Here is a 25,954-nt window from a genome sequence, read left to right on the forward strand (position 1 = left end):
CGGCCGTGCTCACCGTGTCGACCGTCAACGTGAACGGCCTCCGCGCCGCTGCCAAGAAGGGCTACCTGGAGTGGCTGGCGGCCACCTCGGCCGACGTCGTGTGCCTCCAGGAGGTGCGGGCCGAGCCCGACCAGCTGCCGGTCGCGGCGCGGTCGCCCGAGGGGTGGCACGTGGCGCACGCGCACGCCGAGGTCAAGGGGCGCAACGGCGTGGCCGTGCTGACGCGGGAGGAGCCGGTGGCCGTGCGGACCGGTTTCGGGGTGCCCGAGTTCGAGCGGTCCGGGCGGTACGTGGAGGTCGAGCTGGCCGACGTCGTGGTGGCCAGCGTGTACGTGCCGAGCGGTGACGTGGGCACGCCGCGGCAGGACGAGAAGGACCGGTTCATGGCCGGGTTCCTGCCGTACCTGGTCGAGCTGCGCGAGAAGGCGGCGGCCGACGGGCGGGAGGTCGTGGTGTGCGGTGACTGGAACATCGCGCACCGCGAGGCGGACCTCAAGGCGTGGAAGGCGAACCTGAAGTCGTCGGGCTTCCTGCCGTACGAGCGGGAGTGGCTGTCGAGCGTGTTCGAGTCCGGGTACGTGGACGTGGTGCGCGCCCGGCACCCGGACGTCGCGGGGCCGTACACGTGGTGGTCGTACCGGGGCCGGGCGTTCGACAACGACTCCGGTTGGCGGATCGATTACGTCGTGGCGACGGAGGGCCTGGCCGCCGCGGCGACCAGCGCGGTGGTCGAGCGGGCGGCCACTTACGCCGAGCGGTGGTCCGACCACGCGCCGGTCACCGTGACCTTCGACCGGCCGGGGACCTGAAACCGGGGTCGTGACCGGAAGCTGCGTCCGTGCTCGAGGTCATCGCGGCCAAGCGGCCCGAGGGGCGAGGAGTTGTGCCGTGTGGCGGATCGCGACACCGGGCCGGCCCGGGTGACGGCCTGATCGAGGCCGCGCGAAACCCCATGAGGGAGCACCCCCGCACCTGATAGTGCCTCATCTCACTCCTGGCGCGGGAGTGGAATTTTGGCCGCCTAGTGTCGTTGAGGTGGCCGTGGACATCTCGATCACCCCGCCCGAGTCCCACCCGAGCGCGGCGGCGATGCGTCGTGCGCTGCGCCGGGCCGCCGACGGTGCCGTGCTGGACGTGACCGAGGCGTCCGTGCTGCTGCACGCCCGCGGCGACGACTTGGACGCCCTGCTGGACGCGGCGGGCCGGGTGCGTGACGCGCACCTGCTCGCCGAGGGCCGTCCGGGTGTCGTCACGTACAGCCGCAACGCCTTCATCCCGCTGACCCGCCTGTGCCGCGACCGCTGCCACTACTGCACGTTCGCGACCGTGCCGCACAAGCTGCCCGCCGCGTTCCTGGAGCGCGACGAGGTGCTGGAGATCGCGCGCCGGGCCGCCGCGCAGGGCTGCAAGGAAGCGTTGTTCACGCTGGGGGACCGGCCGGAGGAGCGGTGGCCGCAGGCCCGCGAGTGGCTGGAGGCGCGCGGCTACTCGTCCACCCTGGACTACGTGCGGGCCAGCGCGATCGCCGTGCTGGAGGAGACCGGGCTGCTCCCGCACCTCAACCCCGGTGTGCTGAGCTGGGAGGAGTTGCAGCGGCTGCGGCCGGTCGCCGCCAGCATGGGCATGATGCTGGAGACCACCGCCGAGCGGCTGTGGAGCGAGAAGGGCGGCCCGCACTACGGGAGCCCCGACAAGGAGCCCGCGGTCCGGCTGCGGGTGCTCACCGACGCGGGCCGGGTGAACGTCCCGTTCACCACGGGCGTGCTGATCGGCATCGGCGAGACCGTCACCGAGCGCGCCGAGTCGCTGCTCGCCATGCGCGGCATCGCGCGCCAGTACGGGCACGTCCAGGAAGTGATCATCCAGAACTTCCGGGCCAAGCCGGACACCGCGATGCGCGGTATGCCCGACGCGGACCTGCACGAGCTGGCCGCGACGATCGCCGTGGCCCGGCTGGTGATGCCGTCGTCCACCAGCGTGCAGGCGCCGCCGAACCTGGTCGGCGACGAGTTCAGCCTGATGCTGCGCGCGGGCGTCGACGACTGGGGCGGCGTGTCGCCGGTGACCCCCGACCACGTCAACCCGGAACGGCCGTGGCCGCAGGTCGACGTGCTCGCCGAGCACACCGCCGCGGCGGGTTACGCGTTGCGGGAGCGCCTTGCCGTCTACCCGCGGTACGTGCGCTCCACGCCCGGCCAGTGGATCGACGCGCGGCTCACCGAGCACGTCCGCGCGCTGGCCCGCGAGGACGGCCTGGCCGAGCCGGACGCGCCGGTCGTCGGCCGCGAGTGGCAGGAACCCGACGGCGGCCTCGACACCTACGGCCGCGCCGACCTGCACACCGCCATCGACACCGAGGGCCGCACCGGCGACCGGCGCGGCGACTTCGACTCCGTCTACGGCGACTGGTCGTCCCTGACCGTGCCCAAGGCCGTGCCGCGGCTGCCCGAGGACACCGCACGCGCCCTCCGGCTGGCCGCCGACGACCCGGCGCGGCTGCTGGACGACACCGGGGCCGCGATGGCGCTGCTGACCGCCGACGGCGAGGCGCTGGAGACGATGGCCCGCCTCGCCGACGACCTGCGCCGCGACGTCGTGGGCGACGACGTCACCTACGTGGTGAACCGGAACATCAACTTCTCCAACGTCTGCTACGTCGGCTGCCGGTTCTGCGCGTTCGCGCAGCGGGAGCGGGACGCCGACGCGTTCCGGCTCGGCATCGACGAGGTCGCCGACCGGGCGCGGGAGGCGTGGGACGCGGGCGCCACCGAGGTCTGCATGCAGGGCGGCATCGACCCGAAGCTGCCGGTGACCTACTACGCGGACGTGGTCCGGGCCATCAAGGCACGCGTGCCCGGGATGCACGTCCACGCGTTCAGCCCGATGGAGATCGTCAGCGCGGCGGCCAAGGCGGGCGTGAGCGTCCGCGAGTGGCTGACCGACCTGAAGGAGGCCGGGCTCGACACCATCCCCGGCACGGCCGCCGAGATCCTCGACGACGACGTCCGCTGGGTGCTCACCAAGGGCAAGCTGCCCGCCGCCACGTGGCTGGAGGTGGTGGCCACGGCGCACGAGGTGGGCATCCGGTCGTCGTCCACGATGATGTACGGCCACGTCGACCACCCCGGCCACTGGCTCGGGCACTTCCGCGCGCTGGCCGCGCTCCAGGACCGCACCGGCGGGCTGACCGAGTTCGTCGGGCTGCCGTTCGTGCACCGCAACGCGCCCATCTACCTGGCGGGCGTCGCCCGGCCCGGACCGACCAGGCGGGACAACCGGGCCGTGCACGCGTTCGCCCGGCTCGCGTTGCACGGGCGGATCGACCACGTCCAGTGCTCGTGGGTGAAGCTCGGCGACGAGGGCACCGCCGAGGTGCTGCGGGGCGGTGCCAACGACCTCGGCGGGACGCTGATGGAGGAGACCATCAGCCGCATGGCGGGCTCGGAGCACGGGTCGGCGCGGACCGTCCGGCAACTGCACGACACGGCCGCCCTCGCCGGTCGGCCGGCCCGGCAGCGCACTACGACGTATGGCCGAATCGACGTGGTGAGGTAGCCCCCCGGGGAGCGGTGGGGGAGCGGTCGCGGCTAGTCTGCCGCCGGTCGCGTTTCAGCCCGATCTCCACCCCGGAGCCCAACAGCTTCGGTAGGTTCGCGGCCATCCGTCAACAGGGTTCACCCGCAGCGGTGACGCGGTGGTGGTGAGGAGGCGCGGCAGTGCGCGGTCGCAGTGCAGCACTGGGTGTGGTCGTGGGCGTGGTGTCGCCCCTGGTCACGGCGGGTGTCGCCATGGCGGGCACCAGCACGGCCGCCCTCGGCGCGTCGTCGGTCAACACGCCGGTCGGCGTCGCCGCCGTGGCGGTCGGCGTGGTCGGCCTGGTGGCCGGCCTGGTCCGCCGCCGCCGCGCCGCGGTCGTGCGGGCGAAGAGCGAGCCGGAGACCCCGGCGGCCGCGGCCCAGCCCGCGGTCACCCTCCCCGCGCCGCCGACCACGACCCAGCCGGCCCCCACCCGCGCCTGATACCACCGCACGACGCCGCGAAACCCGCGTTGGGCCGTGATCAGCCCGCCTGCGGGTGGCCGCGACGGCGCCGCGGAACCCGTGCGCGATCCGCCCGAGCAGCCCGCCGCAAGAGCCCGCCCCCGGTGCCCGCGCTCCACCCGCGCCGAGCCGCGAGCCTGCCGAACGCCCTGCCCGAGCCGGACCCGGGCTTCACCAGCACCACGCGGGACCCGAGCCCGATCGGGTCGCCGCCGGACCCCACCCGACGCGACCCGCGCCCGGTTCGCCCGGAAAGCGGCGGCCCCGCGCGGAGATCCCCCACCCGCTCCCACCGCCGCCGGCCGACCTGGGAGGATCTGGGGGTGGCTGTTGAGAACGTCGCTCCCGAGAACACCGCAGTGAACGCGCCCCCGAGCCGTCCCCGGGTGCTGTCCGGCATCCAGCCGACGGCCGGCTCGTTCCACCTCGGCAACTACCTCGGCGCGCTGCGCCAGTGGGTGGCGCTCCAGGAGACCCACGACGCCTTCTACTGCGTCGTCGACCTGCACGCGATCACCGTCGAGCAGGACCCGAAGACGTTGCGCCAGAACACCCGCGTCTCGGTGGCCCAGCTGCTCGCGCTCGGCATCGACCCCGACCACGCCACGCTGTTCGTGCAGAGCCACGTCCCGGAGCACGCCCAGCTCGCCTGGGTCCTCCAGTGCATCACCGGTTTCGGCGAGGCGAGCCGGATGACGCAGTTCAAGGACAAGTCGGCCCGCCAGGAGACCCAGGTCGGGGTGGGCCTGTTCACCTACCCGATCCTCCAGGCGGCGGACATCCTGCTGTACCAGGCGCACCACGTGCCGGTCGGCGAGGACCAGCGGCAGCACCTGGAGCTGACCCGCGACCTCGCGCAGCGGTTCAACGCGCGTTACGGCAAGACGTTCCGGCTGCCCGAGGCGTACATCGTCAAGGACACCGCCAAGATCTACGACCTCCAGGACCCGACGTCGAAGATGAGCAAGTCGGTGCCGACCGGCGTGGTCGAGCTGCTGGACGACCCGAAGCGCGGCGCGAAGAAGATCCGCTCGGCGGTGACCGACACCGGCCGCGAGATCACCTACGACCCGGAGCACAAGGCCGGCGTGAGCAACCTGCTGGTCATCTACTCCGCGCTCACCGGTCGCACGGTCGACGACCTGGTCGCGGCTTACGAGGGCAAGGGCTACGGCGACCTGAAGAAGGACCTCGGCGAGGTCTTCACCGAGTTCGCGACGCCGGTGCAGGCGCGGGTCCGCGAGTACCTGTCCGACCTGCCCGAGCTGGACAAGGTGCTGGCGCGTGGCGCGGAGCGGGCGCGGGAGGTGGCGTCGCGGACGCTCGCGCGCGCCTACGACCGGATCGGTTTCCTCGCGGGGTGATCGCCCGTTCGGGATGCGGGTGATCAACCGGCGGCTTAACGTTCTACCGTGGCGGAAGAGTCCAAGCTCGACAGGCTGCGCCGTGAGCACCCGTGGCTCGACCACCTGCTCCGCGCCGCACAGCGCTACAGCGAGTCGTACGGCGCGCACTACGCGGCGGCCGTCACGTACTTCAGCGTGTTGTCGCTGGTCCCGATGCTGATGATCGGGTTCGCGGTCGCCGGTTTCGTGCTGTCGTCGCAACCCGGTCTGCTGGACGAGCTGAAGGGCGGCATCGCGGAGGCGGTGCCCGGTTCGCTCGGCGAGACCATCAACAACGTCGTCAACCAGGCCATCACGTCCAAGGGCACGGTCGGCGTGTTCGGCCTGCTCGGCGCGGCCTACTCGGGCCTGGGCTGGATGAGCAACCTGCGGGACGCGCTGACCGCCCAGTGGGGCCACGCCAAGGAGGACCTGCCGTTCCTCAAGACGGCCCTGAAGGACCTGGTGGCGTTGATCAGCCTCGGCGTGGCGCTGGTGGTGTCGTTCGGCCTGACCGCGGCGGGCAGCGGGTTCGCCCACCTGGTGCTGGAGTTCGTCGGCCTGGACGGCGTGTGGTGGGCGGAGGCCATGCTCAAGGCGGGCACCATCGTGCTGGCGCTGGCGGCGAACTGGCTGGTGTTCCTGTGGGTGCTGGCGAAGCTGCCGCGCAAACCCGTCGGCTGGCGCAGCGCGATCCGCGGCGCGGCCGCCGCCGCCGTCGGCTTCGAGCTGCTCAAGCAGGTCGGGACGATCTACCTGTCGATGGTGACGTCGTCGCCCGCCGGCGCGGCGTTCGGCCCGATCATCGGTGTGCTGGTGTTCGCGAACCTGGTGGCGCAGTTCCTGCTGTTCATCACGGCCTGGACGGCGACCGCGCGGGAGAACGTGCTCAAGGACCCGCCGCTGCCGCCGCCGCCCGCCGTGATCCGGCCGGTCGTGCAGGTGCGCCGCGCGCCCAGCCCCCGCACCGCCGCCGGTCTGGTCGGCGTGGGCGTGCTGCTGGGCGCGCTGTTCCGGCGCAGGTGACGGCTCAGGTCCAGAACACGGCCACGCCGACGTTCAGCACCACCAGCCCGGCCAGGGCGGGCGTGAGCCACGACGCGACCTTCTGCTTGTTCAGGTTCACCGCGACCAGGGCCGCGATGAGCACCACGACCAGCAGCTTCACACCGATCTTGATGTGGTTGTAGTCCTTGTCGGTGAGCGGTGCGAGCCCGACCAGCGCCACGCCGGTCAGCAGTTGCAGCGCCGAACCGTGCAGCCAGCCCTTGTTGAGCGGGCCCTCCTTCGCCACCCGGTTCTGGACGAAGAACATGGCGACGAGCATTCCCATGCCGAGCAGGTGCAGGAACACCAGCAGCAGGCGCACGAACTCCACGGCGGAGCCTCCAAAGGGGTGTGGTGGTTACTTGCGGCGGCTTGCGAGCAAACCGCGGACGCCCAGCACGCCGATGATCGTCCCGAAGGTGAGGGACGCGACGACGAGCGCCAAGTGCACGGTGAAGAACGCGGTCGGTCCGGCGTCCCACGAACGGGGGTCCTTCCAGATGTTGCGGAGGAAGGTCGGCCAGATCACCCAGGACCACACCCCGAAGGCCGTCAGGAACGCGGACATGGCACGGGAGAGCTTCACGGATGCCAGTATCGGACGTGGCGGGTGCACATCACTCAACCGGGGTGGATAGCCTGGGCAGGTGCGTTCCACCGCGTTCCGACGACCCGCCGCCCTGGCGCTGGCCGCCATCCTGCTGATGGCGACCGCAGTGTTCGGCGCCTCGGCCGCGCACGCGCAGCCCGCCTCGTGTGACAACAGGGTGTCACCACCGCCCGCGGTGGACACCTCCGAACAGGTGCCCCCCGGGGCGAAACCACCGTCACCGCTACCGGTGCCGGACAACCCGATCGGTGGAGAACGGCTCGGCGAGTGCGGGCTGGTGCTGCCCGCGAACGCCCAGAAGCTGCCGGACAACATCACCGCGCAGGGCTGGCTGCTCGCCGACATGGACTCGGGCGAGGTGCTGGCGGGCTACAACCCGCACGGCCGCCAGCGGCCCGCGTCGGTGATGAAGGTGCTGCTCGCCATGGTCGTCGCGAAGGAACTCCCGCCGGGCGCCATGGTCGCCGCCAACGCCGAGGACACCGACCAGGAGTGCTCGTGCATCGGCCTGCGGGTCGGCGCGGAGTACACGGTGGAGCAGCTGCTCCAGGCGCTGCTGATGAAGTCGGGCAACGACGTGGCGCACGCCCTGGCGCGCCGCCTCGGCGGTCTGCCCAGCGCCATCCGCAAGATGAACGCGCTGGCCGCCGAACTCGGCGCGCTGGACACCCGCGCCATCACGCCGTCCGGCCTGGACGCGCCCGGCACCAGCACGTCCGCCTACGACGTGGCGTTGATCTTCCGCGCCGCGATGAAGTACCCGGACTTCGCCAAGGCCATCGTCACCAAGCGCATCGACTTCCCCGCGCCCAGCGGCACCGGCACGGTGCCGGTGGTCAACGACAACGAGATGCTGTCCACCTACGAGGGCTCGCTCGGCGGTCGGTCCGGTTTCACCGACGACGCCCAGAACACCTACGTCGGCGGCGCCGAGCGCAACGGCCGCCGCCTGGTCGTGGTGCTGCTGCGTGGTCAGCAGGCGCCGGTCCGCATGGTCGACCAGGCCGCGCAACTGCTCGACTACGGGTTCGAGCTGCCCGCCGGCGACCCCGTCGGCCGCCTCGTGGACGGCGCGCCGCAGGCCAAGAAGAGGACCGCCGAGCCCACGCCCACCAGCGCCGACGTCGGCCAGGTCGCGGCACGCGACAGCGGGAACTCCGCGATGGAGAAGGCTTTCGGCAACGTCGGCGGACCCATCACGGGTGCCGCCGGCCTCGGTCTCGTGCTGGCGTTCTTCCTGTACCTGCGCAACCGCCGGGCGAAGGCCGCCCGTGCCGCGCGGGCCGCCGCGCAGCAGCGGAACTGACCTGTAGCAACGCGGAAGGGGCGGGAGCCGACCGGCTCCCGCCCCTTCCGCGTTGCTACGTCAGACGCGCTTGAACAGCAGCGCGCGCTTGACCTCCTGGATGGCCTTCGTGACCTGGATGCCACGCGGGCACGCGTCCGTGCAGTTGAACGTCGTCCGGCAGCGCCACACGCCGTCGATGTCGTTCAGGATGTCCAGCCGCTCCTCCGCGCCCTCGTCACGCGAGTCGAAGATGAAGCGGTGGGCGTTCACGATCGCCGCCGGGCCGAAGTAGGAGCCCTCGGTCCAGTACACCGGGCACGACGTCGTGCAGCAGGCGCACAGGATGCACTTCGTGGTGTCGTCGAAGCGCTCGCGGTCGGCGACCGACTGGACGCGCTCGCGCGTCGGCTCGTTGCCGTAGGTGATCAGGTACGGCTTGACCGCGCGGAACGCCTCGAAGAACGGCTCCATGTCGACCAGCAGGTCCTTGTGCACCGGCAGGCCCTTGATGGGCTCGATGGTGATCGTGGTCTGCTTGCCGCCGCCCGCCAGCAGGTCCTTCACCAGCACCTTGCAGGCCAGGCGGTTGACGCCGTTGATGCGCATCGCGTCCGAGCCGCAGATGCCGTGCGCGCACGACCGGCGGAACGTGAGCGTCCCGTCCAGGTACCACTTCACGTAGTGCAGCAGGTTCAGCACGCGGTCGGTCGGCAGGGCCGGGATCTCGAACGAGTCCCAACGCGGCTCGTCGTCGACCTCCGGGTTGAACCGGCGGACCTTCAGGGTCAGGGTGATCGCGCCGTCCGGCACCGGGGGCTGCGCGCCGCGGGAGCCGGTGGACACTTCAGCGGTAGCGGTCATCAGTACTTGCGCTCCATCGGCTGGTACCGGGTGAACGTCACGGGCTTGTAGTCCAGGCGGATGTCCGCCGCCATGCCCTCACCCTCCTTGTAGTACATGCTGTGGCGCATGAAGTTCGTGTCGTCGCGGTTCGGGTAGTCCTCGCGGGCGTGCCCGCCGCGGGACTCCTTGCGCGCCAGCGCGCCCACGACCAGAACCTCCGCCAGCTCCAGCAGGAAGCCCAGCTCCACGGCCTCCAGGAGATCGGTGTTGAACCGCTTCCCCTTGTCCTGCACGGTGATCCGCTGGTAACGCTCCTTCAGGGCCTGCACGTCGTGCAGCGCCTGCTTGAGCGTGTCCTCCGTGCGGTACACCGACGCGTTCGCGTCCATCGTGGCCTGGAGTTCGGTGCGGATGTCCGCCACCCGCTCGTGGCCGTGCTCGGAGAGCACCAGCGCGAGCTGCTCCTCGACCGCCTTCGCCGGGGTCTCCGGCAGCTCCACGTGCTCGTGGGCGTTGGCGTACTCGGCGGCGGCGATGCCCGCGCGGCGGCCGAACACGTTGATGTCCAACAGGGAGTTCGTGCCCAGGCGGTTCGCGCCGTGCACCGAGACGCACGCGCACTCGCCCGCCGCGTACAGGCCCGGCACCACGTGGTCGTTGTCCCGCAGCACCTCGCCGTGCACGTTCGTCGGGATGCCGCCCATCGCGTAGTGCGCCGTCGGGTACACCGGCACCGGCTCCTTCACCGGGTCCACCGCGAGGTAGGTGCGGGCGAACTCGGTGATGTCCGGGAGCTTCGTCTCCAGCACCTCGGCGCCCAGGTGCGTGCAGTCCAGCAGCACGTAGTCCTTGTTCGGGCCGGCGCCGCGTCCTTCGAGGACTTCCAGGGCCATCGAGCGCGCCACGATGTCGCGTGGCGCGAGGTCCTTGATGGTCGGCGCGTAACGCTCCATGAACCGCTCGCCCGACGCGTTGCGCAGGATCGCGCCCTCGCCGCGCGCACCCTCGGTCAGGAGGATGCCCAGACCCGCGAGACCGGTCGGGTGGAACTGGTAGAACTCCATGTCCTCCAGCGGCAGGCCCTTGCGGAACACGATGCCCATGCCGTCACCGGTCAGCGTGTGCGCGTTCGAGGTGGTCTTGAAGACCTTGCCGAAACCACCGGTCGCGAACACCACCGACTTCGCCTGGAACACGTGGATCTCGCCGGTGGCCAGCTCGTAGGCCACCGCGCCCGTGCACACCGGACCGTCCTCGGTCTCGGTCAGGCAGATGTCGAGCACGTAGAACTCGTTGAAGAACTCGATCCCGTGCTTGACGCAGTTCTGGTACAGCGTCTGGAGGATCATGTGGCCGGTGCGGTCCGCCGCGTAGCAGGCCCGGCGCACCGCCGCCTCGCCGTGGTTGCGGGTGTGACCGCCGAACCGCCGCTGGTCGATCTTGCCCTCGGGCGTGCGGTTGAACGGCAGGCCCATCTTCTCCAGGTCGAGGACCGCGTCGATGGCCTCCTTCGCCATGATCTCGGCGGCGTCCTGGTCGACCAGGTAGTCACCGCCCTTGATCGTGTCGAAGGTGTGCCACTCCCAGTTGTCCTCCTCCACGTTCGCGAGCGCGGCGCACATGCCGCCCTGCGCCGCGCCGGTGTGGGACCGCGTGGGGTAGAGCTTGGTGAGCACCGCCGTGCGCGCGCGCTGGCCGGCTTCGATCGCCGCGCGCATCCCGGCGCCGCCCGCGCCGATGATCACGACGTCGTACTTGTGGAACTGCATGTCGAGGTACTCCCCGCGGCGATCAGTCGGTGATGTTCGGGTCGAAGGTGAAGATCACGTACGTGCCGAGGGCGATGATCAGCACCATGGACACGTAGAGCAGCACCTTGAGCCAGAACCGGGTGGCGTCCTTGCGGGCGTAGTCGTTGATGACCGTGCGCAGGCCGTTACCGCCGTGGATCTGCGCCAGCCACAACATCGCCAGGTCCCAGAACTGCCAGAACGGCGACGCCCAGCGGCCCGCCACGAAACCGAAGTTGATGCGGTGCACGCCACCGTCGAGGATGTTCATGATGAACAGGTGGCCCAGCACCAGCACCAGCAGCGCCACGCCGGAGATGCGCATGAACAGCCAGCTGTAAAGCTCACCGTTGCTGCGGCGCGCCGCCGGGCGGCGCGGGGAACGCGGCTTGTCCAGGGTCAGCTCGCTCATCTCACTGACCCCCGAACATCTCGGACACGGTGCGCTCCATCATGAAGTACACGCCCGGGATCATCACGAGGACCCAGACGGCGAGGATCGCCCACAGCATCTGCCGCTGGTACTTCGGGCCCTTGGCCCAGAAGTCCACGAGCATCACCCGGACGCCGTTGAGCGCGTGGTACAGCACCGCGCCGACGAGCCCGACCTCGAACAGGTTGACGATCGGGTTCTTGTAGGTCTCGATGACCTTGTCGTACGCGTCCGGCGACACGCGCACCAGCGCGGTGTCCAGGACGTGCGCGAACAAGAAGAAGAACGTCAACACACCGGTGATGCGGTGGGCGACCCAGGACCACATGCCCAGATCGCCACGGTAGAGCGTGCCGCCTCCCTTGGAGGTGCCCGACCGCTCTGTTGCGGTGGTGCCGGCCATGCGCAACGGCCTCCAGCGTCAGTGGTGGACTGGTCTCCCCGTGGTAAGGGGACCTTGACCCTCGGATGCTAGACCCGCGTCCTCCGGACGACCCAACGGCCGCCGCTCTCTGTGAGCGACAGAACAGTGGTCAAATGCGCTGCCACCGGCGGCGTGGCGGGGCCGCCCGGAACCCGGTGGGCCGCACCCCGTTCCGCGGCGGTCGAAAGGCCCGTCCACCGTTGAGCGGTGCGTTCGCCACCGAGCAGGCGGCGGGTGGCCGGCGCTGGATCAATTCACCTCATGGGGTTAGCGGTAGCGGATGACGTGGAGGGCCAGGACGCCCTCGTCGGTGAGCGGCGGCGGCTCCCGGCGGGTGCCGTCGGCCAGCTCCAGCCCGCCCTCCGCGCGTCGCGCGTTGAGCACGTGGCCCACCGTCTCGCGGCCACGGCGGTCGCGGCGGCGGATCCAGACGAGTGCCTTCGCACCCACCGGGGTGTGGGCGAACTCGTCCAGCACGCCCGCCCAGGCGGTGTGGGTGCTGGCGCCCTCGACCTCGCCCAGCCGGTCCACGGTCGGGCCGAACCAGGCCGCCGGACCCGGCGCGGGCGGCGGGGTGGTGTGCTCGCCCGCGTTCCAGCGCTCCAACCACGGCCACGGGTCGGCGTTGGGCAGCGCGAACGGCGCGGCGTGGGCGGCCTTGGGCACCACCAGGGCCGCGTCCAGCATCTGGTCGCGCGGGTCGCCGGAGGCCAGGTGGGCACGCGTGGTGCAGGCGAACAGCCAGCCGCGCGCCAACTCGTCCGCCGGCGACGGGTCGACCAGGACCACCTCGTCCCGGTAGGCGTCGGCGAGGTGGCGCTCGGCCTTGCGGACGGCCGCGGCCAGGTCCTCGACGTCGGGTTCCGGTGCGGGGCGGGCGCGGTGGAAGCGGGCCACCACCAGGCCGCCGACGGTGGCGGTCTCCAGGTCGGCCGGACCGCCGGTCATGCCGTCCAGCACGGCGACCTCGCCGCGGTCGTGGTGCGCGTACAGCAGGTGACCGGTGACCTCGACGCCCACCAGCTCGCGCCGCACCCACACCACGCCCCTGGTGTCGGGGCCGCCGTCGCGGATCGCCGCCACCACCTGACCCCAGTCGGCGCAGGACGCGACCTCGGCGTCGGCGAAGTGGTCGGCACGCAGCCGGTCCCACCACCGGGGGTGCTCGTCGCCCGGCCGCCACGCCAGCGCGGACGCCGGTGCGCGGCCCACGGTCGCGTCCACCGCGACGACGCAGTTGCGGGCGTTGACCCGCCACGCCCAGTCGCGCTCGGCGGGCGCGCGCCAGTCGCCCGCGTCCTCGTCGCCGATGCCCAGGTCGCCGAACGGCCGGTCGTTGGGCAGCGGGTACGGTGCGTCGCCGTTCACCGGCACGGCCACCGCGCCCGCCAGCATCGGCTGCCCGCCCTCGCGGAACCGGCAGCCGAACACGGCCACCCGCGGCGTTTCCAGCAGCGCGAACCTGGTCGGCTCCACCGCGCCGCCGTAGACCCGGTCGAGCCACTGTTCGGCAGTGCCCCGTGGTTGCGTCACACGCACCTCATCGGTCGTCTTCTCCTGCGTCGGGCGAGGCTACGGCACCGGTTGCGCCGGGGGAGCGCTCGTCGGCGGTGTCGTGGTGGTCGGTGGTGGCGCGGGGCGCGGCAGGTCCGGCAGCGGGATGAACTGGATGCTCGCCGGGTCCCGCTCCAGCCGGGCCGGGCGGTGCGCCTGGCCGTCGTAGAACGTGATCTTCCCGTTGTCGTTCCAGGCGTTGAACACGTGCCCGGTGCCGTCGGCGCGGGTGATGCCGACGCTGACGTGCCTGCCCGGCTGCGCGGCCAGGTGGTCCGCCACCTCGTAGTAGTTGGCCGCGGGCTGGAACTTCGCGTTGAAGTGGTTCTCCAGCAACGCGCCCGGCGCGGGCGCGGGCCGCGGGTTGGCCACCACGCTCTGACCGTGCAGCGTCTCGTGCGTCGCGATCACGCAGTGCGTGCAGTTCACGTCGTGACCCGGCACGCCCGCCCGGAAGTTCGCCTGGTTGATCGTGGCCAGGCCGGGGTAGGTGGTGTCGGCCCACTGCCCGGCCGCGGCGTCGTCGGCGAACGCCTGGTAGTGGGTGGTGCCCGGGGGCAGCCACCGCTGGAGTTCGACCTGGTGGTCGGCGTCCTGCCGGGCGGCGAGCCACTGCTCGAACGCGGTGCGCTCGGCGGCCTGCGCGGTGTCGATCCGCTGCTCCTCCCGCGCCCGCTCCTGCGCCTGCCGGTTGGTCAGGTTCTGCTCGGCCTGCTGCCGCTCCTGGTCCTGCTTGGCCTTGAGCTGCTGCTCCACCTGCTGCCGCTCGGCGCGGGCCCGGTCGTCGAACTCCTGCTCGGCGATCTTCTGCTGGTCGGCCGCCCAGGTCTGGAACCGCTGCCCGGTGTCCTGGTCCTCCTGGTGCTGCCGGGCCAGCAGGTCCCGCTCCGCCTGCTGCCGCTCGGTCTCCTGCCCGGTGAGGAACCGCTGCCACACCTCGTTCGGGTCGAACGTGCCGGGCGCGGCGGCGAGCTGCTGCCGGATCTGCGCCTCGGCGAGCTGCCGCTGCTGCTCCTGCCGCTGGGTGACCTCGGCGACCACCCGCTGCCGCTCGGCCTGCTGCTGCTGGGCGAGCTGCTGCGCCGCCCGCTCCCGCTCGACGCGCATCCGCTCCGCGAACGCGTTCGCGGCCTGCGCCCGGTCGTTCTGCTGCTTGGCGTCGAGGTTCGCCGAGACCTGCGCCTGCTCGGCGGTCAGCCGCTGGGCCAGGGCCTTGCTCTCCGCGTCGTACTCGGCCTTGTGCCGGGCCGTCACCGCGTCGAGCGCCTGCGCCTTGGCGGTCTGCTGCCGCGCGGCGAGGCCGTTGCGCTCGGCGGTCCGCTCGGCCGCCTGCTTCGCCGCGAAGTCGGCGGCGGCCTTGTCCCGCAACGCTTTCCGCTGCGCCGGCGAGGGTTGTGGCGGGGCAGCCGGTGGTGCGGTCGTCGTTGTCGTCGTCGTCGGCGGGGCGGCCGGCGGTGGCGTGGTGGTCGGCGGTGCGGTGGTGGGCGTGCTGCTGGTGGAGGTGGTGCCGGTGCCGTCGGGTGGCGCGCCGAACGCCGCCGTCGACGCGCTGCCGAACAGCGCCGTCGACGGCCCGCCGTTCGACGCGGCCGGCGTGAACAACCCGCTGGTGGCCGTGGTGCCACCGGTGGGCGGCGCGGGCCGGGCGCTCACCACGTTCGGCAACGGGACGCTGCGCGAGCTGCTCGCCTGCGTGGTGCTCGACGCAGCGTTCGGCGGGTTGTTCTGCGGGTTGTTCGGCGGGGGTCCGGCGTTCGGCGCGGGGGGCGGCGTGTTGTTGAGGTCCGTGATCCGCCGGTCGATCTCCTGCTTGGCGCGCCACCAGTCCTGGAGGCGTTGGTCGGCGGTGCGGCGCAGGTCGTCCAGGGCGTCGTTCGCCACGTCGCGTGCCTCGGCGAGCTGCTGGTCCACCGTGGCCTTGGCGTTGGCGGCCGTGTCGTGCGCCTGCTGCGCCTGGTCGAGCCGGGCTCGGGCCGGTTCGGCGGCGGTGCGGGCGTCGGCCAGGTCCCGGTCGGCCTTCGCCAGGTCGGCGCGGGCGGTGTCGAGCCCGGTCCGGGCGGTGTCCAGGCGGGCGTTCGCCTCGCCCAGCGCGGTGTTCGCGTTCCGCAGCCGTTGCTGGGCGTCGGTCTGCGCGGCCTGGCGGTCACGCAGGTCCTGCTGCGCGCCCGGCACCTGGCCACGCAGGTTCTCGAGCGTGCCGCGCCGCGCGTCCAGGGTCGCCCTGGCGTCGGCCACGTCCAGTTCGAGCGTCGTCTCCACCGGGTCGACCACACCCGGTTCCGGCGCGGGACGGTCGGCGCGGTGGTCGGCGAGCGCGCGCTCCGCGTTCGCCAGGCCGCCCTCGGCGTCGGCGACGTCCCGCGCCGCCTGGTCGACCTGCTGGTCCAGGTCGTCCAACGCGGTGTTCGCGTCCCGCACGTCCCCGGTCGCGGTGTCGACGGCGGCCTGCGCGTCGGCCACGCCCTGCCGCGCGGTCTGCACGTCGGCGGCACGCGCGTCCAGCACGCCCTGCGCCGCGTCGACCTTCGCCTGCTCGGCCCCGACCTTCGTCGTCAGGTCGGTGATCCGGGCCTGGTGGGGCGCGACCTCGGCACGCGCGTCGCCCAGGGCGCCCTGCGCCGCCGCCAGCGCCTTCGCGGCCGCGGCGGCGTTGTCGGCGATCGGGCCGACGCGCTGCTCCGCGTCCAGGCGTGCCGTCTCCAGCGCCGCTTCGGCCGTCCGCCACGTCGCGGCGGTGTCCTTCACGTTCTGCTGCGCGCCGCCCAGGCCGTCGAACTTCTTGCCGAGCACGGTTTCCGCGTCCGCGGCGGGCATCCGCACCTGCGCGCCCTCCGGCAGGACCAGGTCGACCACGCCGACCTTGCCGTTACCGAGGTCCGCGACGATCCGGTACTCGACGCCGAACTCCACCAGGCTGGTCCGGCCCTCGCGCTTGAGGTCGTTGATCTGGTTGTGGGTCGTGCCGCCGCTGGACGTGTCCGACACCTCGCCCGCGTGCTTGAACTCCAGGCCGCTGGTGCTGAACGTGACCTCGGGGCTCTTGGACGTCAACCCGCCCGCGCCCAGGCCCACGACCACGTCGTTCGACTCGGACTTCTTGGCGTCGCTGGACGTCGTGGACACGGTGGTCCGCGGGTTCTCCAGCTTCACGCCGTCGCTCAGGCCGGCCAGCTTCGGGTCGACCAGCTTCGCGTAGACCTTGACGTCCGCGTGTTGGCTGAACGTCAACGCGGCCTCGTGCAGGCCCGGCACGTCCATCGCGCCGGAGAGCATCCGCGGCAGGTGCGACTGGAGGGTCTCCGAGCTGAGCGCCGCCAGCAACGCGTTGCGGGAGTCGGTGCCCCGGCCGGTGAGCTTCGGGTCGGCCTCGGCCCGGGTCAACGCCGTGAGCGCCGCCTCGCGCAGGTCCCGCACGCCGCGCAGGTTCTCCACGGACGCGCCGGGCGGCAGGGTCACCGGCGGCTTGCCGCCCGCCCGCCACTGGTCGACCTTCCCGGCCTCGGACTTGTCCTTCGGCTGGATCGGCGACGGCGCGGGGGCGGCCGTCGTGTTCGGGGCCGGCGCGGGCGCCGCGATCTTCAGGTTGTCGGCGTGCAGGCGGATGCCCACGGTGCTCGGCGTGTCGCCGCCCGCCCGCGCGATCAGCTTGTCGCCCTGGTGCACCTCCAGCTTGAACCGCACGGGCACGTCGAACTTCGCGACCGGACCGGTGCCGACCCGCTTGTGGCCGACCTGCGCGGCCGTGCCCTCGGTGACGGACGTGGTGGTCGAGTGGCCCACGTTGACCGCGACCGACGCGCCCACCGAACCGGGCACGTTCGGGTTGCCCCCACCCGGCAGGGCCGTGCCGGGCAGCTTGAGACCCGCGCCCCAGCCGCTGCCGCGCCCCTGGCCGTCGACTTCCCTGGTGCTGCCCGCGATGATGTGCTCGACGTCCACGCCGTCGTGCGCGACACCGGTGAACGTCGGGTTGTTCGCGATCTCCGCGGTCAGCGTGACCTGGTACGAGTCCTTGCCGAACGTGCCCGGCTTGTGCACGACCAGCGGCACGCCGCCGTCCAGCGCGCTGTCCATCAGCGCCTTCACGCTCGTCGGCGACGTCAGGTCCACCAGGCGCTGGAGGTTGTTCATCGAGTCGTCCAGCACGGACTTCGGCAGCAGCTTGGGGTCGATCCGGTTGAGTTCCGCCGTCAGGTCCGTGACGAGCGTCGACAGGTCCGTCGGCATCTTCTCGACCATGCCGAGGCCGAGCGAGCCCGGCCGGTTCGGGTCGAGCGTCTTCGGCGGGGCCACGTCACCGGGCCGCACCGGCTGCGGCTTGTGCACGCCGGTCTCCGGCAGCGCGCCCATCTGCCGCGCCACGTCCTCGGTGACCCGCAGGTAGACCGCGCCCGGCAGGTCCACCGTGCGGCCCGCGGTGTTCGGCGTGCTCTTGTGGACGGTGTTGGCGGTGCGGCTCTCGCCGACCACCGACACCTTCGCGTCCACCTGCACCAGCACGGTGCGGCCGGTGGCGGGCGTGACCTTGACGCGGTCCACGTTGCCCGCGACCTCGGAGCCCGTCGTGGTGGACTTGCCCAGGAAGCTCACCTTGCCGATGACGCCGACCGCACCCTGTCCCGTCGCGTTCGACGCCGGCTTCGCGGGCAGGTTCATGCCCAGCGTGGCGTCCCACGACGAGTTCTCGACCTTGCTGCCGGCCGCCTTGAAACCACCGCTGGTGGTGCTCTCCGTGCCGGTGGTGTCGGAGAACGACACGAACTTGGCGTCGCCCAGCTCGAACTTGACGGCGACCGCGCCGATCCGGTCGGTGACCCGCCTGCCGTACTTGAGGCCGCCCTCCTGCACACCGGTCTCGACCAGCCGGGTCAGGTTGGCCTTCACCGACTCGGGGCTGAACATCTTGTCGATCTGGTTGCGGGCGTGCGAGCCCTCCGCCGTCAGCGACGTGTCCATGCCCGCCGCCGAGTCGAGCGCCTGGACGACCGCCTGCTTCACGGCGTCGGTGTTCGCCACCGCCTCCACGTGCAGGATCTCCGGCGCGGGCTTGACGGGCGCGGTGGTGAGCAGCGTCTTGATGTCGCCCAGGTCGTTGGCGGGCGAGATCCGGGGCGGGCCCGGCTTGATGTCGGGGCCCGGCTTGGTGTTGAACGTCGAGCTGTCCGACGCCCAGAGGTGCACCTCGCCCTTGATCTCGGGGATCGTGGTGACCTTGCCGGTGCCGCCGGTCTTCGCGACCGTCTGCGGGTTCGGCACCTGGAGGAACGGCGAACCGGGCGTCACCCGCTTCACCCACGCCCGGTTGCGGCTGAACTCCTTGATCTCCACCTCGAACGTGATGTCGTGCTGGAACACCTGGGCGTTCGTCGCGCCGACGTTCAGGCCGGAGCTGTTCACCGCCGGGCCCGCCGCGGTCCGCACCGACGTGGAGTCGTTGTACTTGACGGCGGCGGTCGGGGTGGGGGTGAGGCTGGAGGAGCCGGGTTTGGTCGGGATGGAGACCTTGGCCTCCACGCCCGCGTTCCAGCCCTTCTGCGTGGTGACCGAGCTGTCCAGCCGCGGTCCCGCGCCCGCCCAGTTGCGCACGTTGTGGCCGGCCACCTCGCCGAGGTGCTGCGGCTTGGACAACTTGGCCTTGACGGTGACCTGGACGAAGTCGTTGGTGGCCAGGCCCTGCCGCTTGAGCTGCACCTGCACGCCGGGCCCGAGCAGGCTGTCCATCTTGGCCTTCAACGCGGTCGGCGACAGCTCCGCGTCCAGCTTCCGCTGGTTCTCCAGTTGGCCGACCATGTCGTTGAAGTTCTTGAAGTAGTGCTGCGGCTTGCCGTCCGGGTCCGTCCACTTGGGCAGGAAGTCCGCGAAGCCGGGCAGCTTCTTGAGCGCGGCCTCCACCTCGGTCTGCACGTTCGCCGCGCCGGTGAACTCGCCGACCTTGATGTTGCCCGCCGCCAGCTCCGCGTCCAGGTAGGGCGGCTCGTACTTGGTGTTCGCGGTGTCGGGCCGGACGAAGGCGTCCGGGTTGCTGCCCGGCAGGTTCGCCGCGGCGGCCTCCGGCATACCGACCCGCATGTACGCGGTGACCTCGACCGGGTCCGCCTTGCCGTGCGGCGTGCGGACCTCCAGCAGCGCCTTCACCTTGTAGAGGCCGGTGTCGGTCTTCACCTGGATGCCGGAGCGGTTGCCGGTGTTGGTGCCCGCGTTGGTGCTGCTGGTGATCTTGGACGACACACCGCCGGTCAACCCGGCCGTGCCGCCCAGCTTCCCGGACTGCTGCACGCCGCCGCCGAACGCGGCGTTGACGTCGAACCCGCTCTTGGTGTTCGCGGTGACGCCCGTGCCGCCGGTCGCGATGTCGTGCAGGCGCAGTTGCGCCTTGTCGTGCGTGCCGACCAGTTCGATCTCGGTCATCTTGGCCCGCATCTGCACCGCGCCCGCGTGGCCGCCGTTCGGGCTCACCAGGTCCGGCGAGGTGACCCAGCCCTCCAGCATCGCGCCGAAGTTGTCGCGGATCGTGGTGGGGCTCAGGAACTCCTGGAGCGCGGCCCGGCCCGGCGCGTCGATCTTGGTCACCGAGCGGTGCAGCACCTTGGCCACGTTGTCGAACGCGGCCTTCGAGTCGAGGTCGGTGATCGCCTCCGGGGCGACGTGCTCGATCCTGCCGTCGAGTTCGCCGTTCTCGACCACCTTCTTCTGCGGCGCGGCCGGTTCGCGCAGCCCGACCAGCTCGTCCGGGATCTGGAGCGTGACCTCGCCGTTGACCTGCTTCGGGTCGCCTTTGTTGACGTCCGCGCCGTTCGCGTCGGTGACCGTGACGTGGTAGGTCACCGGCAGCGGCGCGACGGTCGAACTCGTCGTGCCCGAGCGGATCGCGCGTTGGTCGAGGGTGGCCGCCTGCACGCTGGTCGACTGGGTGGGGCGGGCGAGGGCGACCTTGCCGCCCAGCGTGCCGTACGGCCCGACGCCCGCGCCCGCGGTGGCGCTCAACCCGATCTCGTCGCTGGTGGCGATGGTGCTCGTGGTGTTCGCCGACGTGCCGCTGTTGGCGGTGAAGTCGACCTTCGTGTTGGGGCGCGCGGCGGACGTGGGGTCGGCGGTGTTCGGTTCCAGGTGGGCCCGGACGTTCGCCTCGAACCACTTGTTGCCGACCTTGACCTGGAACTTGCGGCCGTCGCCGAGGAACGTCTCGAAGTTGTTCTCCAACGCGGTCGCGATGCCGTCGAGGCCGACGGGTTGGACCTTCGACGGGTTGGGCACCAGCTCCTGGACGGCCTTCACCACGTCCGGCGCGTTCTTGACGTCCGTGACGGCGATCGCGCCGAGCGCCTGGCCGGACTGGAAGAAGTCCGGGAGGTTCTTGGTCGGCAGCACCTTCGGCGGTGCCTGCCCGGTGTTGTTGTTCCCGTTGCCGCCCTGGTCGCCGTTCGTCGTCCCCTCGGGACCGATGACCTGGATCTCCGGCACGGCGGGTGCGGTGTTGGTGTTGGCGTTGGTGTTCGTGTTGGTGTTCGTGTTTGTGTTCGTCGAGCTGGACCCGAGGTCCTGCATCGGGTGCGCCTCGACGTCCGGCGTGTTGGTCGTGTTGGTGCCGAACAGCTTGGGCACCTTGAACTTCGGCGCCGGCCGCGTGCCCGGCCCGTCCACGTCGCGGTCGGTCGGCGGTGTCGGTGCGGAGTGGTCCGGTGTGGTGTCCGGGTTGGCCAGGCGGGTGTCCGGGACGGTCACCTGGCTGTTCGCGGTGCGCTCCACCAGCCACAGGTGGCGTGGCCGCAGACCGGGGCCGTCGCCGTGGACGTCCGAGCCCATCATGCCGCCGTCGTCCTGGTGGACGCCGGAGTTGTCGTCGTGCTTGAGGAGGACCCGGGTGGGGTCGCGGTACTCGTCCGGGACGCCCAGGTAGTGCAAGGTCTCGTGGGCCAGCACCTCGGGGCTCGCGCTGGGGTTCCAGTGCACCTGGTCGGTGTCGGTGTCGCCGACCTCGATGGTGGTGTGGGCGTCGGCCGGGTTGTCGGGGAACTCCAGCGTGACGTGGAACTGGTCGCCGCTCGGCAGGCGGTGCCCCTGGTTGAGCAGCGAGTCGACACCGTTGCGGGCGTTCGCGCGGACGGTGTCGAGCACCGCGGGGTCGACGTTCGGGCCCGCTACCAGGTTGACCTTGACCGTGTAGTTCTGGACGAACCGGCCGGGCGCGACCTCGATCCGGCGCAGGTCGTAGTTGATCAGGCCCTGGTAGGACCGGACGTTCGACGGCGTGCTGTCCGAGGTGACGTCCGCGACCTGCGTGTTGACGGTGGCGACGTGCGCGTCCGCCCGGCGCTTGCCCCAGGTGTCCAGGTCGGCGGGCGACTTCGGGTCGAACCAGTCGGCCTTCTTCGCCGGGTCGTGCCGCCAGGACTCGTCGTTGAGGACGTCCTTGCCCTTGCGCGAGTCCGGGTCGGGCGGGCTCAACGGCGGCGGCGCGCCACCGCTGCGCACGGTGGGCGGGGCGTCCTTGTGCACCGGCGGGAGCGGCGGCGGCGTCGGCACGCTCGGGTTGGCCGTGTCGGGGGCGGGTCCGGCCGATTTCGGGTTCGCGTCGGGGTTCGGGCCGGTCGCGTTGGGTGCGGGATCAGCCGGGCCGCGGTTCGGGTTGGGTCCGGTCGGGGGCGCGCCGCGGAAGCTGAAGAACTTCTTCGTCGAGTCGAGCTGGTTGGAGCTTTCCGGCGTCACCCACAGCACGCCGGCGAACTTGTCCTTCAGGTCCGGGTCCATCAGCAGCGGCAGCTCGGTCTGCCGCACGTCCACGTCCGTGCCGAACGGGGTCGGTCGCCCCAGTCCGAGCTGGTCGGTCGCGAACTTCACGATCACCGGGTCCGGCTTGAGCGTGCCGCCCCAGAGCGCGTTCGGCCCCGAGACGTCCGGCGCCTGCTCCTTCAACTTCTTGGGGTCGGCGTTGATCTGCTGGAGCGACGCGAACTTCTTCGGGATCGCGTCCGCCAGCGTGTGCATGAAGTCGGAGTTGGGCGGCGTGACGATGAAACCGTTGTTGAGCGACCCGTTCTGGTACTGGATGTCGGCCGCTTTCCGGATGTGCTCCGGCTTCACCGCGGCGGGGTTCTTCGGGACGTCGATCGACGGGTCGTCTTTCTTGGCCTCGTTGAGCACCTTGATGACGCTGTTGGCGTCGCGGATGCGTGGCGGGAGCACCGGCAGGTCGGTGCGGTGCATCCGCATGTCGCCGACCTGGTTCAGGGAAACGTTCCCGGGCCGCATGTCGGCGTCCACGTAGATGCCGCCCTTGTCGGCGAGGACGGCGTAACGCGAGATGTCCGAGATCAGGTTGTACGCCTTGGCGTCCTTGGTGGACGACAGGTCGTAGATGTCCTTGAGCGAGTGGTTGTTCTTGGGGTTCGTGCGTTCCTCGACCTGCTGCGACAGCTTGTCGACCAGGTCGGGCGTGCTGGTGTCGATCGTGACGCCCGCGTCGGTCAGCTTGGCGACGGTCTTCTTGTCCCACTTGACCGAGGAGTCGTCGGTCCAGAGCGTGACCTGCCACGGCGGGTTGGCGTCCTTCGCCTGGTTCGCCCACTCCACCATGCCGTCGACCTCGCCCTTGCCGGGCGTCTTGCCGAACCACATGAAGTGGATCTGCTTGGGCACCTCGACCTTGGCCTCGGCGTCCGGTCGGGTGGCGGCGTGCTCGTCGTACCGGGTTTGCAGCTCCTGCTTGAGGTTCGGGTCGGTGATGCGGTTGATGAGGATGCGTGCCTTGGCCGGGTTGTTGTCGTCCAGCGCCCGGTTGACGTAGTCACGCGCGGTGTCCGGGTTCTTGGCGGCGTCCCTGGCGAGGTCCTGCGGTGCGGGTTCCGGCATCGGCCGGGGCGGGGCGTCGACCGGTGGCCGGTTGGCGGGCGGCGTCGCCTTCGGCTCGATCTTGAAGACGTCCGACAGCTTGCGGACCGAGTCCTTCCACTTCGCCTTGAAGGTCCCGGTGTTGGCCCGGCTGTCCCCACCGGCCCGACTCGACCCGCCGGCCCGGTTCGGCGCGTTGGGGTCGAGCGGTGCCGGGCGGTAGCGGGCGGCGACGTCCGGGCGCAGCGGCACCGGGCCGACCGGCGTGACCAGCGTCGCGACGGGGACGGGACCGGGCTTGACGTCCGGCGCCGCCTCCGGCCCGCGAGTCGACGGTTCGGGCTTGTCCGCCTCGGGTCCCTTCGGCGGATTGGCCGAGGGCGGGTTGCCCGGGTTGGGAGTGGGGTTCGGGTTCGGATTCGGCGAGTTGACCGCCGTATCCGGCTTCGGCGACGCCGGGTTGGGGGTGGTGGTGGACGGGGCGTCGGGCCGCGGGTTGGGCGCGTTGGTGGGCGGAGCGTCAGGCCGCGGGTTGGAGGTGTTGACCGGCGGTGCGTCGGGGCGCGGGTTGGTCGGGTTCGGGTTCGGCGGGTTGACCGCCGTATCCGGCTTCGGCGACGCCGGGTTGGGGGTGGCGGTGGGCGGAGCGTCGGGCCGCGGGTTGGTCGGGCCGGGATTGGTCGGGTTCGGGGCGTTGACCTGCGGCGACACCGGCGTGGGGGCGGGCGGCGCGGGGCGAGTCGGGTTGGGCGGTGGGGTGTCGGCGCGGGGGGTGTCGGCGCGCGGCGTGGTGGGGTTGGGCTGAGTGGGGTTGGGCTGAGTGGGGTTCGGCTGGGTCGGGTTGGGCTGGACCGGGTTCGGCTGGGTCGAATTGGGCTGCGGCGACGGGGTGTTCGGACCGCTGACCGGGGTCGGCTTGGGGGCGGGCGGTGGGGTGGAGGGCGATGTGGCCGGAGCCTTGTCGATCGTGCTCGGGGCCGGGTTCTTCGGCGTCTCGAACACACCCTTGGCCGGGCCGCCACCCGCGGGGTACTTGCTCGACCGGTCCGTGTTGGGGCTTCCCGCGGCGGGGTTCGCGCCCATCGGGGGAGGTACCGCTCCCGGCACGCCGGACGTGTTCGGCGGGGCGGTGCTCGGCTTCGGGTCGGCACCGGGGGTCGGGCCGCCCGGGGTGGAACCGGGTGGGGTGGCACCCGTGGTCGGGCCGGTGGGCAAGGGGCTGGGAGCGGTCGCCTTGGGGCCGGTCCCGCTCGGGCTCGCACCGCTCGGGCTCGCACCGGTGGGGCTCGGCGCGGAGATGGTCGCCTTGGGCGCGGGCGGTGGGGTGCTGGAGGTGTTGGCCGGGGCCTTGTTGATGGTGCCGTCGCCCATGGGGGCCTTGGGCGTGTCGAACACGCCCTTCGCCGGGCCACCGCTGTACTTGCTCGACCGCTCGGACGCGCCCGCACCACCCGGCGCACCCGGCGCACCACCCATGGGCGGCGCGCCTCCCGCGAGCGGCGTGGAGCCGCCCTTCGCGTCCGGGGTCACCGCCCCGACGGGCGGGGCGGTGGCGGGCAGTGCACCCGCCGCCGTCTTCCCACCCGGAGGCAGGTTGGTCTGGCCACCGGGAACACCGCCGCCGGGCACACCGCCACCGGGAACGCCGCCGCCCTTGCCACCGGGCGAAGCACCGCCGGGCGAAGCACCACCGGGCACACCGCCGCCGACACCGGGGATCGCACCGACCCCGGGACCGCCACCCGCCTTCGCACCACCGGGCGGCGTCGCGCCGGCACCGCCCTGCGGCCCGGTCACCGGGTTCACCGCCGGCCCGCCGGAACCCTTCAAACCGGACGGCCCGCCACCGGTACCGCCCTGAGGACCGGTGATCGGCCCGACGGCCGGTCCACCGGAACCCTTCAGGCCGGACGGCCCGCCACCGGCACCACCACGCGGCCCGGTCACCGGACCGACCGAAGGACCGCCCGCACCGCCCGGACCCTTCCCGCCCGGCCCACCGGCACCACCACGCGGGCCGGTCACCGGACCGACGGCCGGCCCACCCGGACCCTTCGGGCCGCCGGACGGCCCGGTCCCGGCACCACCGCGCGGCCCCTTCGCCGGGTTCACCGAGGGACCGCCCGGCCCCTTCCCGCCACCCGGCACGTTGGGACCGCCGCCGCCCTTGGGCCCGTCCGTCTTGCTCACGTTCGGCCCACCGGACTTCGGCCCGCCGGACGGTCCACCGCCCGGCTGGCCGGGCGGGCGCTGCGCACCCGAGTCCGGGTTGAACTTGTTGAACTCCTTGCGGCTGTTGTTGTCTGTCTGGACGTGCGTTTCCTGCGTCGCCTTCAAACCGTCCCGGACGTTGCCGAACGTCTGCGTCGCCCGCTCCGCCTGCGCCACCGAGTTGTTGTTCGACTCGTTCAACGCCGGCACCGCGAACAACCCGATCGGCCCCAACGCGTTGGGCCCGAGCTGCAAACCACGCAGGCCGTTGGTGATGGCGCTCAACCGCGACTGGAAGTCCCCCGCCTTCGACTGGAGGTTCTCCATCGAGGTCACGTTCATGCCGAACCCGGAACCACCCGTCGGCCCGCCCACCGGGGGTGGCGGCGGCGTGGGCGACGGGCCGGGGGTGGGTCCCGGCGTCGGCGACGGGTTCGAGCCACCGGGGTTCTTGGGAGCCATGAGCGGTATCTCCGGACGACTGGGCGGGTCCGACCAGAC

14 protein-coding genes are annotated in these 25,954 nt (G+C 71.9%); 6 read left to right on the forward strand and 8 right to left on the reverse strand.

The window, feature by feature from the left end:
- The first annotated feature begins 5 nt into the window (after positions 1-5).
- The 5 genes from KZQ38_RS02970 to yhjD all read left to right on the forward strand — a co-directional run bounded on the left by KZQ38_RS02970 (position 6) and on the right by yhjD (position 6,451).
- On the forward strand, positions 6-809 hold the full coding sequence (locus KZQ38_RS02970; protein ID WP_219438093.1) for an exodeoxyribonuclease III: 804 nt from the start codon (positions 6-8) through the stop codon (positions 807-809).
- A 226-nt stretch (positions 810-1,035) separates the two neighbouring features.
- On the forward strand, positions 1,036-3,555 hold the full coding sequence (locus KZQ38_RS02975) for a bifunctional FO biosynthesis protein CofGH (RefSeq protein ID WP_219438095.1): 2,520 nt from the start codon (positions 1,036-1,038) through the stop codon (positions 3,553-3,555).
- 161 nt (positions 3,556-3,716) lie between these two features.
- Positions 3,717-4,019, forward strand: a complete 303-nt coding sequence (locus KZQ38_RS02980; RefSeq protein ID WP_219438097.1) for a hypothetical protein — start codon at positions 3,717-3,719, stop codon at positions 4,017-4,019.
- Between the two features lie 407 nt (positions 4,020-4,426).
- Positions 4,427-5,404 (forward strand): tryptophan--tRNA ligase, encoded by a 978-nt coding sequence (trpS, locus tag KZQ38_RS02985; RefSeq protein WP_372452213.1) that lies wholly within the window; start codon positions 4,427-4,429, stop codon positions 5,402-5,404.
- A 48-nt stretch (positions 5,405-5,452) separates the two neighbouring features.
- Positions 5,453-6,451, forward strand: coding sequence for an inner membrane protein YhjD (gene yhjD / locus KZQ38_RS02990; RefSeq protein ID WP_219438099.1), 999 nt, complete (start codon positions 5,453-5,455; stop codon positions 6,449-6,451).
- A 4-nt stretch (positions 6,452-6,455) separates the two neighbouring features.
- Here yhjD and KZQ38_RS02995 read toward each other — a convergent pair whose 3' ends face one another.
- On the reverse strand, positions 6,456-6,803 hold the full coding sequence (locus KZQ38_RS02995) for a hypothetical protein (protein ID WP_219438101.1): 348 nt from the start codon (positions 6,801-6,803) through the stop codon (positions 6,456-6,458).
- Between the two features lie 27 nt (positions 6,804-6,830).
- On the reverse strand, positions 6,831-7,058 hold the full coding sequence (locus KZQ38_RS03000) for an SCO4848 family membrane protein (protein WP_219438103.1): 228 nt from the start codon (positions 7,056-7,058) through the stop codon (positions 6,831-6,833).
- 61 nt (positions 7,059-7,119) lie between these two features.
- Here KZQ38_RS03000 and KZQ38_RS03005 point away from each other — a divergent pair, with 61 nt between their 5' ends.
- On the forward strand, positions 7,120-8,388 hold the full coding sequence (locus tag KZQ38_RS03005) for a D-alanyl-D-alanine carboxypeptidase family protein (protein WP_219438105.1): 1,269 nt from the start codon (positions 7,120-7,122) through the stop codon (positions 8,386-8,388).
- Between the two features lie 60 nt (positions 8,389-8,448).
- Here the strand turns inward: KZQ38_RS03005 and KZQ38_RS03010 are convergent, their stop codons facing one another.
- The 6 genes from KZQ38_RS03010 to KZQ38_RS03035 form a co-directional block, all read right to left on the reverse strand.
- A complete protein-coding gene (locus KZQ38_RS03010) occupies positions 8,449-9,231 on the reverse strand; it encodes a succinate dehydrogenase iron-sulfur subunit (RefSeq protein ID WP_219438107.1) in 783 nt (260 codons plus the stop codon).
- Positions 9,231-10,982 carry a succinate dehydrogenase flavoprotein subunit gene (gene sdhA / locus KZQ38_RS03015; protein WP_219438109.1) on the reverse strand — a complete coding sequence of 584 codons (1,752 nt, stop codon included), beginning with the start codon at positions 10,980-10,982 and terminating at the stop codon, positions 9,231-9,233. Before sdhA ends, KZQ38_RS03010 begins: the two co-directional genes overlap by 1 nt.
- Before the next feature lie 22 nt (positions 10,983-11,004).
- Positions 11,005-11,415 (reverse strand): succinate dehydrogenase hydrophobic membrane anchor subunit, encoded by a 411-nt coding sequence (locus tag KZQ38_RS03020; RefSeq protein ID WP_219438111.1) that lies wholly within the window; start codon positions 11,413-11,415, stop codon positions 11,005-11,007.
- 1 nt (position 11,416) lies between these two features.
- Positions 11,417-11,839, reverse strand: a complete 423-nt coding sequence (gene sdhC, locus KZQ38_RS03025) for a succinate dehydrogenase, cytochrome b556 subunit (protein ID WP_219438113.1) — start codon at positions 11,837-11,839, stop codon at positions 11,417-11,419.
- Positions 11,840-12,127: 288 nt separating this feature from the next.
- On the reverse strand, positions 12,128-13,393 hold the full coding sequence (locus tag KZQ38_RS03030) for a toxin glutamine deamidase domain-containing protein (protein WP_308258211.1): 1,266 nt from the start codon (positions 13,391-13,393) through the stop codon (positions 12,128-12,130).
- A 39-nt stretch (positions 13,394-13,432) separates the two neighbouring features.
- On the reverse strand, positions 13,433-25,915 hold the full coding sequence (locus tag KZQ38_RS03035; protein ID WP_219438117.1) for a toxin glutamine deamidase domain-containing protein: 12,483 nt from the start codon (positions 25,913-25,915) through the stop codon (positions 13,433-13,435).
- Positions 25,916-25,954 lie beyond the last annotated feature (39 nt).

This window comes from Saccharothrix obliqua (assembly GCF_019375475.1).
Lineage (GTDB): Bacteria > Actinomycetota > Actinomycetes > Mycobacteriales > Pseudonocardiaceae > Actinosynnema > Actinosynnema obliqua.